The 14,600-nt window shown below is 69.3% G+C and carries 15 protein-coding genes and 1 tRNA gene; 6 read left to right on the top strand and 10 right to left on the bottom strand.

Going from position 1 to position 14,600, the window contains the following annotated elements:
- Positions 1 to 45: 45 nt before the first annotated feature.
- The 7 genes from pth to NC595_RS09155 all read right to left on the bottom strand — a co-directional run bounded on the left by pth (position 46) and on the right by NC595_RS09155 (position 6,371).
- Entirely contained in the window at positions 46 to 648 is a 603-nt protein-coding gene (gene pth / locus NC595_RS09185; protein ID WP_253566051.1) for an aminoacyl-tRNA hydrolase, read from the bottom strand.
- Positions 649 to 702: 54 nt separating this feature from the next.
- On the bottom strand, positions 703 to 1,347 hold the full coding sequence (locus NC595_RS09180) for a 50S ribosomal protein L25/general stress protein Ctc (RefSeq protein ID WP_253566050.1): 645 nt from the start codon (positions 1,345 to 1,347) through the stop codon (positions 703 to 705).
- Between the two features lie 120 nt (positions 1,348 to 1,467).
- Positions 1,468 to 2,406, bottom strand: coding sequence for a ribose-phosphate diphosphokinase (locus NC595_RS09175; protein ID WP_063672352.1), 939 nt, complete (start codon positions 2,404 to 2,406; stop codon positions 1,468 to 1,470).
- A 58-nt stretch (positions 2,407 to 2,464) separates the two neighbouring features.
- A tRNA-Gln gene (locus NC595_RS09170) sits at positions 2,465 to 2,541 on the bottom strand.
- 3 nt (positions 2,542 to 2,544) lie between these two features.
- Complete coding sequence (ispE, locus tag NC595_RS09165) at positions 2,545 to 3,948, bottom strand: 4-(cytidine 5'-diphospho)-2-C-methyl-D-erythritol kinase (protein ID WP_253566049.1); 1,404 nt, start codon at positions 3,946 to 3,948, stop codon at positions 2,545 to 2,547.
- Positions 3,949 to 4,017: 69 nt separating this feature from the next.
- Positions 4,018 to 4,620: a lipoprotein insertase outer membrane protein LolB gene (gene lolB, locus NC595_RS09160; protein WP_253566048.1), complete on the bottom strand. Its 603-nt coding sequence runs from the start codon at positions 4,618 to 4,620 to the stop codon at positions 4,018 to 4,020.
- Entirely contained in the window at positions 4,617 to 6,371 is a 1,755-nt protein-coding gene (locus NC595_RS09155; protein WP_253566047.1) for a tetratricopeptide repeat protein, read from the bottom strand. Before NC595_RS09155 ends, lolB begins: the two co-directional genes overlap by 4 nt.
- Positions 6,372 to 6,470: 99 nt before the next feature.
- Between NC595_RS09155 and hemA the strand changes: the two genes are divergently transcribed.
- From hemA to ppk2, 3 genes are all read left to right on the top strand, one after another.
- Complete coding sequence (gene hemA / locus NC595_RS09150) at positions 6,471 to 7,739, top strand: glutamyl-tRNA reductase (protein WP_253566046.1); 1,269 nt, start codon at positions 6,471 to 6,473, stop codon at positions 7,737 to 7,739.
- A 61-nt stretch (positions 7,740 to 7,800) separates the two neighbouring features.
- Positions 7,801 to 8,883: a peptide chain release factor 1 gene (gene prfA, locus NC595_RS09145; protein WP_253566045.1), complete on the top strand. Its 1,083-nt coding sequence runs from the start codon at positions 7,801 to 7,803 to the stop codon at positions 8,881 to 8,883.
- A 67-nt stretch (positions 8,884 to 8,950) separates the two neighbouring features.
- The gene (ppk2, locus tag NC595_RS09140) at positions 8,951 to 9,718 is read left to right on the top strand and encodes a polyphosphate kinase 2 (RefSeq protein WP_253566044.1); all 768 of its coding nucleotides are present in this window, start codon (positions 8,951 to 8,953) and stop codon (positions 9,716 to 9,718) included.
- A 3-nt stretch (positions 9,719 to 9,721) separates the two neighbouring features.
- Here ppk2 and NC595_RS09135 read toward each other — a convergent pair whose 3' ends face one another.
- Genes NC595_RS09135 through NC595_RS09125 form a run of 3 tightly spaced genes read right to left on the bottom strand, consistent with a single transcriptional unit; the run spans position 9,722 to position 11,738 of the window.
- A complete protein-coding gene (locus NC595_RS09135; RefSeq protein ID WP_253566043.1) occupies positions 9,722 to 9,988 on the bottom strand; it encodes an acylphosphatase in 267 nt (88 codons plus the stop codon).
- The gene (locus NC595_RS09130; RefSeq protein ID WP_256489015.1) at positions 9,988 to 10,461 is read right to left on the bottom strand and encodes a TlpA family protein disulfide reductase; all 474 of its coding nucleotides are present in this window, start codon (positions 10,459 to 10,461) and stop codon (positions 9,988 to 9,990) included. Before NC595_RS09130 ends, NC595_RS09135 begins: the two co-directional genes overlap by 1 nt.
- Entirely contained in the window at positions 10,458 to 11,738 is a 1,281-nt protein-coding gene (locus tag NC595_RS09125) for a YihY family inner membrane protein (RefSeq protein ID WP_253566042.1), read from the bottom strand. Before NC595_RS09125 ends, NC595_RS09130 begins: the two co-directional genes overlap by 4 nt.
- A gap of 98 nt (positions 11,739 to 11,836) precedes the next feature.
- On the opposite strand from NC595_RS09125, the gene wrbA reads away from it, so the two are divergent.
- The 3 genes from wrbA (at position 11,837) to NC595_RS09110 (ending at position 14,536) form a co-directional block, all read left to right on the top strand.
- On the top strand, positions 11,837 to 12,439 hold the full coding sequence (gene wrbA, locus NC595_RS09120) for an NAD(P)H:quinone oxidoreductase (protein WP_253566041.1): 603 nt from the start codon (positions 11,837 to 11,839) through the stop codon (positions 12,437 to 12,439).
- Positions 12,436 to 12,807: a DUF2069 domain-containing protein gene (locus tag NC595_RS09115; RefSeq protein WP_253566040.1), complete on the top strand. Its 372-nt coding sequence runs from the start codon at positions 12,436 to 12,438 to the stop codon at positions 12,805 to 12,807. The genes wrbA and NC595_RS09115 overlap by 4 nt, the downstream gene beginning before the upstream one ends.
- An 88-nt stretch (positions 12,808 to 12,895) precedes the next feature.
- Positions 12,896 to 14,536, top strand: coding sequence for an acyl-CoA dehydrogenase family protein (locus tag NC595_RS09110; protein WP_253566039.1), 1,641 nt, complete (start codon positions 12,896 to 12,898; stop codon positions 14,534 to 14,536).
- Positions 14,537 to 14,600 lie beyond the last annotated feature (64 nt).

Below are 14,600 nucleotides of genomic sequence, written 5' to 3'. Positions count from 1 at the left end.
AACGGAAACAGGGATCCAGCCGGGGCGGCGCGCTCGTTCAGGCGCTCACGCTCCCTTCTTGCCGTCCCCTGCCCCCACCGTGTGCAACTGCTGCATCGCCTTGTCGAACTGGCCGTCAACCGCCAGCGGCAGCGCTTCCAGCGCCCGGGCGATGCCGTCGAGGATGGCGTCCTCGTCAGACGCGGACGGTCGACCCAACACCCACGAGGTCACCCGGTCCTTGTGGCCCGGGTGGCCGATACCGATGCGCAGCCGATGGTACTTGCCGTGACCCAGGTGCGCGGCGATGTCGCGCAGGCCGTTCTGGCCGCCGTGGCCACCGTCGAATTTCATTCGCACGGTACCGGCCGGCAGATCCAGCTCGTCGTGCGCCACCAGGCACTCGGACGGTTCGATCTTGTAGTAGCGCAGCGCCGAGGCGACGGCAATGCCGCTCTTGTTCATGAACGTGGAGGGCTTGAGAAGCCACACCGGCTCGCCGCCCACGCGCACACGGCATGCTTCGCCATGCAGTTTGCCGTCGAAGCTGAAGCGCTCGCCCTGTGACGCTGCCAGGGCGTCCACAAACCAGAACCCGGCGTTGTGCCGGGTTCGGAGATATTCGGCGCCGGGATTGCCCAGCCCGACGATGAGTCGAAGTCCTGCCATGCGTCCGGCAAGCCGATTCCGCCCACGCCGCTGACGGCGCGGGCGGAAGCAGGCTTACTTCTTGTCGCCAGCCGGCTTCTCTTCGCCCTCGGCGGCGGCCGGGGCCTCTTCGGCCTCTTCCTTCACCGTGTTGGCGGTGACGACGGCGATGTCGTGGTCGGCACCCAGCGACAGGGCCGGGATCTCCACGCCCTTCGGCAGCTTGATCTGCGACAGATGGACGATCTGGCCCGGCTTCAGGTCGGTCAGGTCGACCTCGACGAACTCCGGCAGGTCCTTCGGCAGGCAGGACACTTCCAGCTCGGTCAGGTTGTGCGAGACCACCACGCCGGAGGTCTTGCCGGCCGGGGACTTCTCCTGGTTCAGGAAGTGCAGCGGCACGCTGACGCGCACGGCGGCGTTCTCGTCGATACGCAGGAAGTCCATGTGCAGCATCTGCTGCTTGTACGGATGCTTCTGCCAGTCGCGCACCAACACCTTCTGCACGCTGCCGTCGATGTTCAGGTCGAGCACGGAGGAGAAGAACCACTCGTGCTTGGCGGCGAGCAGGATGGTGTTGTGCTCGATCTGGATGCTCTGCGGCGGCAGCTTGCCACCGTAGACGACGGCCGGCACGTACGACGCACGACGCAGGCGGCGGCTCGCACCTTTCCCCTCGTCCTTGCGGCTCTCGGCCTTGATTTCATGGGTCTTGGACATTGGTCTACTACCTTGGTTTGGAAACGCCGCCTTACGGCGGCGGAGTGACTTTCCCGCGACCAGGAAAGTCGGTTTTCGCCAAGCGGGAGCGGCCGTGTGGCCGACCCCGCCCGGCGTGAATCAATCCACGTACAGCGAACTCACCGACTCGCCGAAGGCGATGCGGCGAATGGTTTCGGCCAGCAGCTCGGCGACCGAGAGCTGGCGGATCTTCGCGCAGGCCTGTGCCTCGGGGCGCAGCGGCAGCGTGTTGGTGACCACCAGCTGGTCCAGCTGCGAGCCTTCCACGTTGCGGATCGCCGCGCCGGACAGCACCGGGTGCACGCAGTACGCCACCACCTTGCGCGCGCCGCGCTCCTTCAGCGCCGCGGCGGCCGCGCACAGCGTGCCGGCGGTATCGACGATGTCGTCCACCAGCACGCAGGTCTTGCCGTCGACGTCGCCGATGATGTTCATCACCGTGGCCACGTTGGCCTTCGGCCGGCGCTTGTCGATGATCGCCAGGTCCGCGTCGTCCAGCCGCTTGGCCAGCGCGCGGGCGCGCACCACGCCGCCGACGTCCGGGCTGACCACGATCAGGTCGTCCATCGCGAAGTTGCGCCAGATGTCGGCCAGCAGGATCGGCGAGGCGTAGACGTTGTCCACCGGGATGTCGAAGAAGCCCTGGATCTGGTCAGCATGCAGGTCGACGGTGAGCACGCGGTCCACGCCGACGGTACCGATCAGCTTGGCCACCATCTTCGCCGTGATCGGCACGCGCGCAGAACGCGGGCGACGGTCCTGGCGGGCGTAGCCGAAGTACGGGATCACCGCGGTCACGCTGGTCGCCGACGCCCGCTTAAGCGCGTCGACCAGGGTCAGCAGCTCGAACAGGTTCTCCGCGCTCGGTGCACCGGTGGGCTGCAGCACGAACACTTCCTGCCGGCGGACGTTCTCCTCGATCTCGATCTGCACCTCGCCATCGCTGAAGGTGCCGACCAGGGCTTTGCCCAGCGGGATGCCCAGGCGATGCGCCACGTCTTCGGCGAGCGCGCGGTGCGCGTTGCCGGTAAAGAGCATCGGGCTAGCTGACGTGTCCACGGACAATTCCTCTCGACCTGTAAGGTCCTGGCTTGAATGGCTGGGGCGGCAGGATTCGAACCTGCGCATGCGGGAATCAAAATCCCGTGCCTTAACCAGCTTGGCGACGCCCCAGTATTACGTTGTGTGCCTCGCCTGCCCCGTGCGGCGGTGGCGATCCAGCGCACGGTGCAACATCGAACGATCCGCTCCGGCGGCTACCTGGGCGACGAATTCCGCGGGACACCGCGCGGCAATCGTCATCGCCCGGGTCGGCGAGTGCGTTTCCAGGAACACGCACCCGCCACTGCCGGAAAGTTTCGCCCGCCCGAAACCGCCGAGCCACTCCAGCGCCGCGTTCACGCGCGGATGGTGCGCGCGTACGACTGGCTCGAAGGCATTCTCGGCTGTTTCGCCCGAAACAAAGGACGAAATTGTCGCCCGGGGGGCATTTCGTGTCAATTCAGTCGCTTGAAACAGGGCCGCGGTAGGCACGTGTTCGCGCGGATCCAGTACCACGTAGCTACGCCGCGGCAGCTCCAGCGGATCCAGTCGTTCGCCGATCCCCTCGGCCCAGGCCGAGCGCCCCCGCACGAACACCGGCACGTCGGCCCCCAACCGACGGCCGAGTTCGGCCAGCGCATCCTCGCCCAGCCCGGTGCCCCAAAGGTGATCGAGCGCCACCAGCACGGTGGCCGCGTCGGAACTGCCGCCACCCAGGCCGCCGCCCATCGGAATGCGCTTGTCGACCGCGATGTCGGCGCCCCGTCGGCATCCCGACGCCTCCTGCAGCAGGCGCGCGGCACGCACGGTGAGGTCGCTGTCTTCGGGAACGCCCGGAAGGCCGCCATGGCGGTGGATCCGTCCATCGTCACGCACGCGCAGGCGCACCTCGTCGCCCCAGTCGAGCAGGCGGAACACCGTCTGCAGCTCGTGGTATCCGTCGGGCCGGCGTCCGGTGATGCGCAGGAACAGGTTGAGCTTGGCCGGTGCCGGCCAGACGCTCCAACTGCTCGCATCGAGCGGCGGCAGCGGGCGGCTCATGAAGACCCGGAGGCGGTCGGGAAAGCCGTTTTCGCGGTCGCGTTCACGGGCGAAGGCGAAGGTCGGATCGTCCTTGTCGACCACGACAAAACCGTGCCGGGCGTAGAACGGCGCGTTCCACGGCACGTCGGCCAGCGTACCCAGATCGACCCGGTCGTAACCGGCTGCACGTGCCCAGTCGCAGGCATGCTCCAGCAGCGCGGCGCCAATGCCGCGGCGACCGTGCTCCGGCAACACGTCCAGCTCGCCTATGCCGATGGCATCGCCCGGCAAGGTATCGTCCAGCCAGACGAAGCCGAGCGGCTCCCCGCCGACGGCGGCTCGCGCCACCCACACCACGCCACGCGCAACCGCCGCACACAGCAGTTCCGGCGGAATCGCCATATCGGCATAGAACGTCCAGGCCGGGTGGCCGCGAAACAGCTGCACGGCCGCGCGCTCGATGGCGCGAAGCGCGTCCACCTCGTCCGGCCGGGCACGTTCGATGACTGCGTTCATGGGGGCTCTTGCGATGAGGCGGCTCACGATACGGCGTCCGCGCGGGGCCGATAGCCTACCCGCTCCCGGCTACTTCAGCTGCCAGGACTCCACGAACAGGCGCACCTTGTAGGGCGGCTTGGTCGCGAAGATCTGCACCGGCAGGGCGGGCTGGCGGCTCTGGTCCCAACTCCGGTAATCCACCGTCCAACCATCCTGCAGCAGCAGCGAAGGCAGATGGTCCTCGCCGAAGCGAAGCTCGGCCGGACCGCTGTCGGCGCGCAGGCCAAGCACCCAGGCACGCAGGTCCGACAGCGGCACTTCCCAGCCCAGTGCCTTGCGCATCAGCGACTCGGCATCCGGGCCGCGCAACGGGCCACCATCCAGCCCCTCGAGCAGGGCACCGTCGGGACCACCGGTGAGGCGGAAGCTCTTGCCGGTGATCGGAGCACGCAGTTGGAAGTCGTAATGATCCCCGTCCTGATGCCACTCCAGGCTGCCGCTGCCTCCTTGGTGGCCGTCGGAAACGCCCAGGCGACCGCTGAGCGACCAGTGTTCGGTGCCCGCCAGCGCGTGCTCGCGCTGCTGCTGGGCACGGTACATCGCCGCATCGCCCTTCAGCCGCACAGCCGGGGCACAGCCCGCGAGCAGGGCCAGCGCACCCAGCCCGACCAGGAAGCGTGCAACCCTCACGGTTTCAGCCGCTTGAGCGTGCTGAACAGGCTGGCATTGCCGGGATCGAGCTTGCGCACCTGGTCGAACACACGGTTTGCCTCGTCATGCTGGCCACTCTTCCAGAGCACCTCGCCCAGGTGCACGCCGACATCGGCGTCCTGCCGTTGTTTCCAGGCCTGCCGCAGCACCGCAACCGCCTGATCCAGGTGCCCCAGCCGATACTGCAGCCAGCCCCAGGAATCGGCGATGGCCGGATCGTCCGGCTTGGCTTTGCGCGCCTGCCCGATCAGCTTCTCGGCCTCCGGCAGGTCGCGATTGGCATCCGCCAGGGTGTAGCCCAGCGCATTGCTGGCATCGACGTCGTCAGGCTTGAGCTGCAACAGACGGCGCAGATCGGCCACGGCGAGATCGATCTTGCCCGACTCGGCATAAGCCAGCCCGCGTCCATACAACAGCCCGGGGTCGTCCGGCACCACCTGCAGGGCACGACTGAACGCGACCTCCGCCTGCGGGTAGTGCTGCTCGGTCATGTACAGGTCGGCGTCGGCCTCGTAGGCGCGGCGCAGCTGTCCGGGCTCGTCGAGATAGGCGGTTTCCAGCTGGCCGAGCAGTTCGTGCGCTTCGGCGCGCTTGCCCTGCTGATGCAGGATGATCGCGCTGCGCAGATCCGCATCGAAGGCATGCGGGTCGTCGTCGCCGACCTGGTCGTACCAGTCCAGCGCCGCCTGCTTCATGCCCTGCATCTCGGCCAACTGGCCGAGCAGGAAGGTACTGGCGTCGCGGATGTCGGGACTGGCGTTCTTCAGCTGCCGGTACAGCGCCGCCAGTGTCTTGCGGTCGTTGGCCTTGGCGGCGAGCGCTGCCCGCAGGTTGTAGATATCCGCACTCTGCTTGCCCGACGCGAGGAATTTCGCGGCCGCCGGGTAGTCCCCGCCCTGCGCGAGCATGGTGGCGTACGCGAGCCGCAGCCGGGTTTCGCCCGGATGGTCCACGATCGCCTTGTGCAGCAGGTTCTTCGCACCATCGCGGTCGCCCGCGCGGAGCATCATCTGCGCCGTCCAGGCGTAGGTGGTCGGCGTATGGAAGCGCTGCACGGCGGCCTTGCCGATACGCAGCGCATAGCCGCGTCGCCCCAGCCGTTCGCCCAGTTCGCTCATCGCCAGCCAGGCCCGCTCGTCATCGGGCAGGCGTTCCGGCGTGGCCATGGCCTCGAGCAGGCGGGCCGCCTGCGCGGAGTCGCGCGCCCCGACCAGTACGCGCCCGAAGCGGCGCCAGGCATCCGGGCCACCGAGTGCGATCAGCTGCTCGAGCTGCTTCCGCGCCTCGGCAGCATCGCCGCGATCGAGCGCGAGCTGGGCCCGGCTCTGCGCGAGGTCGGGCGCTGGTGCACCCAGAGCCTGCCAGCGTGCCAGCGCCCGCTCCGCGGCGGCATCGTCGTGCACCGCCAACGCCAGTTCGGTAGCGCGCTCAGCCACCTGGGCGTCGCCGGAGAGCTGCGCCGCCTTGCCGTAGCCGGCCGCGGCCGTCTTGAGGTCGGAGTGGGTCAGCGCCATCTCCGCGGCCAGCAGCTGGGCCAGCACGTCGTGGTCGGCATCCGGCGTGGCCACCACCATCCGGGCGAGCGGCTGCGCCTCGCCGCGAGGGCCCTCCGGCGCCCCACCGGGCCGAACCGTGGCACAACCGGTGGCGGCGAGCGCGAGGCCCCCGGCCACCGCAAAATGCCGCAGTTGCTTGAACTTGGCCCACCTGCTCAGCACACTATCGTTCATCTGTTCGCCTGTTTCGGCTGTTTCCGTCATCGCACGCGACGAGCACCAAGCTTAGCCTACGCCGCCGGACACCCTAGTCGCCGAAATGTCTGCCTCGTCATGCCGCTGATCGCCCTCGGGCTCAACCACCTCACCGCGCCGGTCAACCTGCGCGAGCAGGTGGCTTTCGACGCGGGGTCGACCGAGGAGGCCCTGCGCGAGCTCACCGGCGAACCCGGGGTGGAAGAGGCCATGATCCTGTCCACCTGCAATCGCACCGAACTTTATGTCGGTGTCGCCGACGGCGCGGAGGACGTACCGCAGGCCTGGCTGAACCGACATCATCATCTGACCCCGGGCAAGCTGGACGAGTTCCTCTATCTCCACCGCGACGGCGATGCCGTGCGTCACATGTTCCGCGTGGCCACCGGACTGGATTCGATGGTGCTGGGCGAACCGCAGATCCTCGGCCAGGTGAAGGACGCCTACCAGCAGGCGCGCGACGCCCAGGCACTGAAGGCGCCGCTGGACCGCCTGCTGCAGCACACCTTCGCCGTGGCCAAGCGGGTGCGCACCGACACCCGGATCGGCGCCCACACGGTGTCGGTGGCGTTCACCGCGGTGCGGCTGGCCGAGCAGGTCTTCACCGACCTGAGACAGGCCTGCGTATTGCTGCTCGGCGCCGGCGACACCATCGAACTGGCCGCCCGGCATCTGGTCGAGAAGCAGGTCAGCCGGCTGATCGTGGCCAACCGCACGCTGGAGAACGCCCACGAGCTGGCCACCCGCCACGGTGGTTACGCGATCGCCCTGGCCGACCTGCCCCAGCACCTGGCCGAGGCGGACATCGTGATCGCCTCCACCGCGGCACGGCAACCGGTGCTGACCCGGGCGATGGTCGAGAAGGCCATCGCCGCGCGCCGCCGCAAGCCGATGTTCATGGTCGATATCGCGGTGCCGCGGGACATCGAGGACAGCGTCGGCACGATGGAGGACGTGTTCCTCTACGGTATCGACGACCTGCGCCAGGTGATCGACGACAACCTGCGCTCGCGCGAGGCCGCCGCCCGCGAGGCGGAGGCCATCATCGACCTGCAGGTGGACCGCTACATGGCCTGGCGCCGCGCGCTGGGCGTGCGCAATCCGGCGGTGGACATGCGCCACCACGCCGAGGTGTACCGCGACGAGGTGCTGGAGAAGGCGCGCGGCATGATCGCCCGCGGCAAGTCGCCGGACGAGGCGCTCGCGTTCCTCGCCAACACCCTGACCAACAAGCTGCTGCACCACCCCAGCGCCGCGCTGCGCGAGGCCGCCCTCAGCGGCGACCTCGACCTGCTGCACGCGGCCGGACGCCTGTACGGCCTGGAGCGCGAGGCCGGCGAGGATTAGCGACGCGAACGCCCGGCTCCCCGCCCGTTCGCCCGCCCTGCCCTCCGCCAATGCCCCGTCCATGACCCCTTCCATCCGCGCCAAACTCGAAGCCCTCGCCGAACGCCACGAGGAAGTGGGCCTGCTGCTGGCCCAGCCCGAGGTGATCGGCGACGGCAATCGCTTCCGCGCCCTCTCGCGCGAGTACGCCCAGCTCGAACCCGTCGCCAACGCCCTGCGCGAGCACGACCAGGCGCAACGCGAGCTGGCCGAGAGCCGCGCGATGCTGGCCGACCCGGAACTCAGGGAGATGGCCGCCGACGACGTGGCCCGGCTCGAAAAGCGACTGGATGAACTGGACGGCGAACTGCAGATCCTGCTGCTGCCGACCGATCCTCGCGACGAGGGCAACCTGTTCCTGGAAGTGCGCGCCGGCACCGGCGGCGACGAGGCGGCGATCTTCGCCGGCGACCTGATGCGCATGTACCTGCGCTATGCCGAGCGCCGCGGCTGGCGCACCGAGATCGAGTCGGCGCACCCGGGCGAGCATGGCGGCTACAAGGAGGCCGTGGCGCGGATCGAGGGCAAGGGTGCGTTCTCTCGGCTGAAGTACGAGTCGGGCACCCACCGCGTGCAGCGCGTGCCGGCCACCGAGTCGCAGGGCCGCATCCACACCTCGGCCGCCACCGTCGCGATCATTCCCGACGTGGACGAGGTCGAGGACATCGCGATCAACCCGGCCGACCTGAAGGTCGACACCTTCCGCTCCTCCGGTGCCGGCGGCCAGCACGTCAACAAGACCGACTCGGCGATCCGCATCACCCACCTGCCCACCGGCATGGTGGTGGAGTGCCAGACCGAGCGCTCGCAGCACGCCAACCGCGACAAGGCGATGAAGCGGCTGAAGGCGCAGCTGCTGGACGCCGAGCGGGCGAAGCAGGCCGCCGCCGAGGCCGAGTCGCGGCGCCTGCAGGTGGGCTCCGGCGACCGCAGCCAGCGCATCCGCACCTACAACTTTCCGCAGGGCCGGATCACCGACCACCGCATCAACCTCACCCTCTACCGCCTGCCGGAAGTGCTCCAGGGCGACCTGGACGAACTCGTCGACGCGCTGATGCGCGAGGACCAGGCCGACCAGCTCAAGGCGCTCACCGACGTGGCCTGACCCGGTGGTGACGCCGGGCATGCGCAACGCGCTACCCTCGCCCGGCCACCCCGCCGGAGATCGCCCGATGAAGCGCAAGGCCTACGAGCAGCAGCTGGAATCCCTGCAGATCGAGCTGACCGGCGTGCAGCGCTGGCTACGCAAGAGCGGGCGGCGCCTGCTGGTGATCTTCGAAGGCCGCGATGCGGCCGGCAAGGGAGGCACGATCAAGGCGATCACCGACCGCCTGGACACCCGCGGTTACCGCGTGGTGGCGGTACCCAAGCCGGACGAGCGCGAAGCGACGCAGTGGTATTTCCAGCGTTACGTGGCGCATCTGCCGGCCGCCGGCGAACTCGTGCTGTTCGACCGCAGCTGGTACAACCGCGCGGTGGTCGAGCCGGCGATGGGCTTCTGCACGCAGGCGCAGTACACCCAGTTCCTGGACGACTGCCCGGCGTTCGAGCGCATGCTGGCCGACAGCGGCATCCTGATCCTCAAGTACTGGCTGGCGGTGGACCAGGACGAGCAGGAAGCCCGCTTCGCCGAGCGTGCGGCCGACCCGCTCAAGCGCTGGAAGCTCTCTCCGGTGGATCTGGCCGCCCGCGAAAAATACGCCGAGATCGGCCACCTGCGTGATGTGATGATGGAGCGCACCCACGCCGCGCACGCGCCCTGGTTCGTGGTCGACTACAACGACCAGAAGCAGGGGCGCCTCGCCCTGATGCGCCACCTGCTCGACCAGTTGCCCGACGTGCGCGTGCCGGACATCAAGGTCAAGCTGCCGAAGCTGCGCGGCAAGCCCAAGCAGGAGAAGTTGGCCGACGCTAGTTTCTGGATTGAGCCGCGGCGCTGAGCCTCAGCCGGTGGCGAAGCCGCTGCCGCTCCAGGGCTCGCAGGTTTCACGGAGCACCTGCTCGACCCGGGCGGCCGGCGGGCCGCGACGCAGCCACTGCTCCAGCGCGTCGATCGCCGCCAGCGATCCGCAGGCAATCACCTCGACCCGGCCGTCGGCCAGGTTGCGCGCGATCCCGTCCAGGCCCAGCCCCACCGCCTGTTCACGGGTGCTGGCGCGGTAGAACACGCCCTGCACCCGACCACTGACCAGGAAGCGCGCGGCGGCCACTACTTCGCGTCGGCGATCGCGGCAGCGAGAACGTCGCCGGTGATCGGACCGACGAAGCGCTTGGCCACCGTGCCGTCCGGTGCGATCAGGTAGGTGGTCGGCAGACCGCGCGGCTCGTCGAAATCCTTCGGCGGGTTGTCCAGGCCCATCTGGGCGATCGGATAGCTCACCGGATGCTTGGCGACGAAGGCCTTGATATCCGCCAGCGCGCTGTCGTCGTAGGCCAGCCCGATCGCGCTGACGTTCTTGTGGGTGCTGACGAAATGCGAGATGTCGGGCATCTCCTTGATGCACGGCACGCACCACGTCGCCCAGAAATTGACGATCACCCAATGCCCGCGCTGCGCCGCCAGGTCGTAAGGCTTGCCATCGAGCGTGGTGACCTTCAAGGCCGGTGTAGCTGGCATGGCCGCCTGCACGGGCGCGGCGAGAGCCATGGCAAGTACCAGGGCGCAACGGACAATGAGCTTCATGGGGATGACTCCTTCGGGGCGTCCGCCGGAACGGCGGTCGGGGGATAGATGCGGTCCAGCCGCGTGCCGAGCGCGATGTGCAGGGCATCGGCCACCGCCGCCAGCAGCTCGAGCAGCACGGGCGGCAGCACAATACCCAGAGCCTGCGCCTCCTCGGCCGGACGCAACGGCAGACGATACTGCGTACCGGCGTAGACACGCAGCAGGTCGGTGCTGTCCAGGCTGCGCGACAGCAACCAGCCACCGCTCTCGCTGCGCTGGATCAGGTCGGCCCGCTGCAGGTCCTCGAAATAGCAGATCACCTGGCTAGGACGCAGGTACGGCTCGGCCGCCTGCACGATAGCCGGGTCGATCGATCCGCCGCCGCGCTGCGCCTCGACGAAGTGCTTGAGCACCACCAGCAGGCCGAGGAACTCCGACCCTTCCGGCAGCGCATGTGCGGGCGGGTGGTACTCGAAAGCGTTGATCGAGGCGGCGATCGACGCACCGAGGATCACGATCACCCAGGACAGGTAGATCCACAGCAGGAAGGTGGGGATCACTGCCAGCGCACCATAGATCTGCTGGTAGGTCTGCGCATTGCGCACGAACAGCGTGAAGCCCCACCGCGCGATCTCGAAAAGCACCGCGCCGAGCAGCGCGCCGATGGCCGCGTCGCGACGTACCACCGGCCGGTTCGGGATCACCGCATACATCAGCCACAACGTGATGAAGGTCACCACGAATGGCAGCAGGCCCAGCAGCCGCTGGCTGGCATTCGGCACGAACTGGCCGGCCGCCTGCTGCAGCAGCGGCAGCGCGGTGACGTAGGAGCTGGCCGCGAGCCCGCCCACCACCAGGATCGGCCCCAGCGTCAACGCCGCCCAGTACAGCAGCAGCCGCGACCCCCAGCGCCGTGCACGGTGGACGCGCCAGATGCGGTTCAGCCGATCCTCGATGCTGACCATCATCGATAGCGCGCTGAACAGCATCACCAGCACGCTGATCCCGGTCAGCCCGCTGGCATTGTTGGCGAAGCTGGCCAGCGCCAGCTGCAACTTCTCCCCCGCGGCCGGCACGAAATTGTTGAACACGAACGAGATCAGCGCGTCGCGCGCGCCGGCGAACGCCGGGAACACCGAGAACATCGCGAACACCGCCACCATCAGCGGCACCAGCGACACCAGCGTGGTGTAGGACAGCGCACCGGCCGTCTCGAAGCACTTGTCGTCGACGAAGCGCTGCCAGATGAAGCGGGCGAAGCTGAGCGTGCGATCGCGGTTGAATGGCTTGGCCATCGAGGTCCCTTGCTCGAACGGAGGCTCGCGCCGCATCGCGGCGCGAAGGACAGAAGCGGACGGTACACTACCGGATCGTCAACGAACCGCCCAAGCGCATGTCCTCCACCATCCTCGTCCTGTACTACAGCCGCACCGGCCACACGGCCCAGCTGGCGCGACTGATCGCCCGCGGCGTGGAGGAGGTCCCCGGCATGCAGGCGCGACTGCGCCAGGTGCCGCCGGTCGCGCCGGTCACCGAGACGGCGCAGCCGCCGGAGCCGGACGAAGGCGCGCCCTATGCCACGCGACAGGATCTGCAGGACTGCGCCGGCCTGGCACTGGGCAGCCCGACCCGCTTCGGCAACATGGCCGCACCGCTGAAGTATTTCCTCGACAGCACCGGCGCCGAGTGGGCGAGCGGCACACTGGTCGGCAGGCCGGCGGCGGTATTCTCCTCCACCAGCACGATGCACGGCGGGCAGGAATCGACCCTGCTCAGCATGGCGCTGCCACTGCTCCACCACGGCATGCTGCTGCTCGGCCTGCCGTTCACCGAGCCGGCGCTCAATGCCACCGTCACCGGCGGCTCGCCCTATGGCGCGACCCACGTATCCGGCACCGATGGGGAGCGGCCGGTCAGCGAGCACGAGCGCGAGCTTGCCCGCGCGCTGGGCCGACGCCTGGCCGACACCGCGCGCAAGCTGGCGGGGGACGCATGAACGCCGTCCGTGCAGGCCTGCTCCCCGTCTACCGGCTCGGCCTGGCCGCCTGGGCCGGGCTGACCCTGCTGCAGCTGGCCTGGCACGGCTGGCTGGCCCCGCCGATGCACCTGTCCACTGCGCTGGTACTGGCCATCACGGTGGTGCCCCTACTGCTGCCGCTGACCGCCCTGCGCAACGTGCGAAGGGCGCTGCTGTGGGTGGGCATCCTCAGCCTGTTCTACTTCTGCCACGGCATTTCGGAAGCTTGGAGCTCGCCGGATACGCGAGTGCTGGCCCTCCTCGAGATCGTCCTGACCCTGCTGCTGATCGGCAGCCTCGGCGCCGGCGTGCGGCGCCGCGCGGCGCGCGGCGGCACGGCCAGTTGAGATGCCTGGGCGGGCTGCCACCGCCCGCCGCGCCAGCGTCGTCACACGGCATCCGTATACTCGCCCCGTTTCCCGAACGGAGCCGACCATGGATTTCCTCCAGGACGCGCCGGAACTCTCGCACCCGTTCCGCAGCGACCGGACGCTGCGATCCACGCTCGACCGCGTCCTGCCGGCGGATCGACGCGCCGCACTCGATGCCGATCTGGAAGCGCTGGGCGACTACGCGATCACCGCCTGGGAGCGGACCACGACAACGACGCGCCGCAGACCGGAACTGATCCGCTGGGACGGCTGGGGACGCCGGGTCGACCGCATCGAGCTGACTCCGGCCTGGCAGGAGGGGGCGGCGATGACCACGCGCCACGCAGTGCTCGCCTCCGGCCACGCCGGCTCGCCGCACGCACGGCTGGAGGAGTTCGCCCGGGTCTATCTGTATCACGTGGCCAGCGAGTTCTATACCTGCCCGCTGGCGATGACCGACGGCGCCGCCACGGCGCTGAAGGCCTCCGGCCATCGCGAGCTGATCGAGCGCGCCCTGCCCCGCTTTCTCAGCCGCGACCCGGCCACGTTCTGGCTCAGCGGCCAATGGATGACCGAGACCGCCGGCGGATCGGACGTCGGCCGCACCGGCACCGTCGCACGACAGGGCGAAGACGGCCGGTGGCGCCTGTTCGGGCGCAAGTGGTTCAGCTCGGCGGTGGTCGGCGAAGCCGCGCTGGCGCTGGCGCGGCCGGAGGGTGCAGGCGACGGGGCCGCTGCGCTGGCGCTGTTCTACGTGGAAACGATGGACGGCGGGCGGCGCCGGCCGGAGCTGGTGATCGACCGGCTGAAGGACAAGCTCGGCACGCACGAGCTGCCCACCGCTGAGATCCACCTGGAGGGACTGCCAGCGTGGCCGGTGGGCGAGCTGGCCCACGGCGTACGCCAGGTAGCGCCGATGCTCAACGTCACACGCACCTGGAACGCGGTGTGCGCCGTCGCCAGCATGGCGCGCGCGATCGCCCTGGCCCGCGACTACGCCCGGCGCCGCAGTGCCTTCGGTCGCCGCCTGATCGAGCTACCGCTGCATGCGCACACGCTGGCCGATCTGCAGGCCTCGTTCGAGGCGGCCTTCGCGCTCACCTTCGAAGTCGCCCACCTGCTCGGCCGGGTCGAACATGGCGCCGCCGAGCCGCACGAAACGGCCCTGCTGCGCCTGCTCACCCCGCTGGCCAAGCTATGGACCGGCAAGCTGGCGGTGGCGACCTGCTCGGAAGCCCTCGAGTGCTTCGGCGGCGCCGGCTACGTCGAGGACACCGGCCTGCCGCAGTTGCTGCGCGATGCGCAGGTCTACGCGATCTGGGAGGGCACGACCAACGTGCTGTCGCTCGACACGCTGCGCGGCATCGGCGAAGGACTCGGAGCGCTCCGCGCGGCGGTCTCGCAGTGGCTCGCCGCGGGCGACGATCCGGCCAGCGCCCGCGCCATCCGCACCGCGCTGGACGACGCCAGCGCCTTCCTCGATCGCCAGGGCGGTCACCGCGACGCACTGGAAGCTGGCGCGCGCGGCTTGGCCTTCACCCTCGCCCGCTGCGCTGCCGCTGCCTTGCTGGCCCGCCAGGCCGCCTGGGCCTCGGCGCGGGGGGGCGAGCGACCGGCCGCGGCTCTGCGCCGCTTCGTCCAGCTCGGGCTGGATCGGCTGCGCTGGCCGGACGCCGGAGACACCGCGCGCCTGCTGGCGGACTGAGTCCGGCAACGGCGCGCTGGGGTTGCCGGCCGCACGCAGCTAAAATGTCGTTTCGTCCCCCCAT

The organism is Dyella lutea (assembly GCF_024158035.1).
Lineage (GTDB): Bacteria > Pseudomonadota > Gammaproteobacteria > Xanthomonadales > Rhodanobacteraceae > Dyella_A > Dyella_A lutea.
Note: the sequence above shows the minus strand (reverse complement) of the source record. Positions and strands in the feature narration are given on the sequence as shown.

Excerpts from the sequence above, each read along its gene's own strand:
- pth (WP_253566051.1), bottom strand. The coding sequence starts at position 648 with ATGGCAGGACTTCGACTCATCGTCGGGCTGGGCAATCCCGGCGCCGAA.
- NC595_RS09180 (WP_253566050.1), bottom strand. The coding sequence starts at position 1,347 with ATGTCCAAGACCCATGAAATCAAGGCCGAGAGCCGCAAGGACGAGGGG.
- NC595_RS09175 (WP_063672352.1), bottom strand. The coding sequence starts at position 2,406 with ATGCTCTTTACCGGCAACGCGCACCGCGCGCTCGCCGAAGACGTGGCG.
- ispE (WP_253566049.1), bottom strand. The coding sequence starts at position 3,948 with ATGAACGCAGTCATCGAACGTGCCCGGCCGGACGAGGTGGACGCGCTT.
- NC595_RS09155 (WP_253566047.1), bottom strand. The coding sequence starts at position 6,371 with ATGAACGATAGTGTGCTGAGCAGGTGGGCCAAGTTCAAGCAACTGCGG.
- hemA (WP_253566046.1), top strand. The coding sequence starts at position 6,471 with ATGCCGCTGATCGCCCTCGGGCTCAACCACCTCACCGCGCCGGTCAAC.
- prfA (WP_253566045.1), top strand. The coding sequence starts at position 7,801 with ATGACCCCTTCCATCCGCGCCAAACTCGAAGCCCTCGCCGAACGCCAC.
- ppk2 (WP_253566044.1), top strand. The coding sequence starts at position 8,951 with ATGAAGCGCAAGGCCTACGAGCAGCAGCTGGAATCCCTGCAGATCGAG.
- NC595_RS09130 (WP_256489015.1), bottom strand. The coding sequence starts at position 10,461 with ATGAAGCTCATTGTCCGTTGCGCCCTGGTACTTGCCATGGCTCTCGCC.
- NC595_RS09125 (WP_253566042.1), bottom strand. The coding sequence starts at position 11,738 with ATGGCCAAGCCATTCAACCGCGATCGCACGCTCAGCTTCGCCCGCTTC.
- wrbA (WP_253566041.1), top strand. The coding sequence starts at position 11,837 with ATGTCCTCCACCATCCTCGTCCTGTACTACAGCCGCACCGGCCACACG.
- NC595_RS09115 (WP_253566040.1), top strand. The coding sequence starts at position 12,436 with ATGAACGCCGTCCGTGCAGGCCTGCTCCCCGTCTACCGGCTCGGCCTG.
- NC595_RS09110 (WP_253566039.1), top strand. The coding sequence starts at position 12,896 with ATGGATTTCCTCCAGGACGCGCCGGAACTCTCGCACCCGTTCCGCAGC.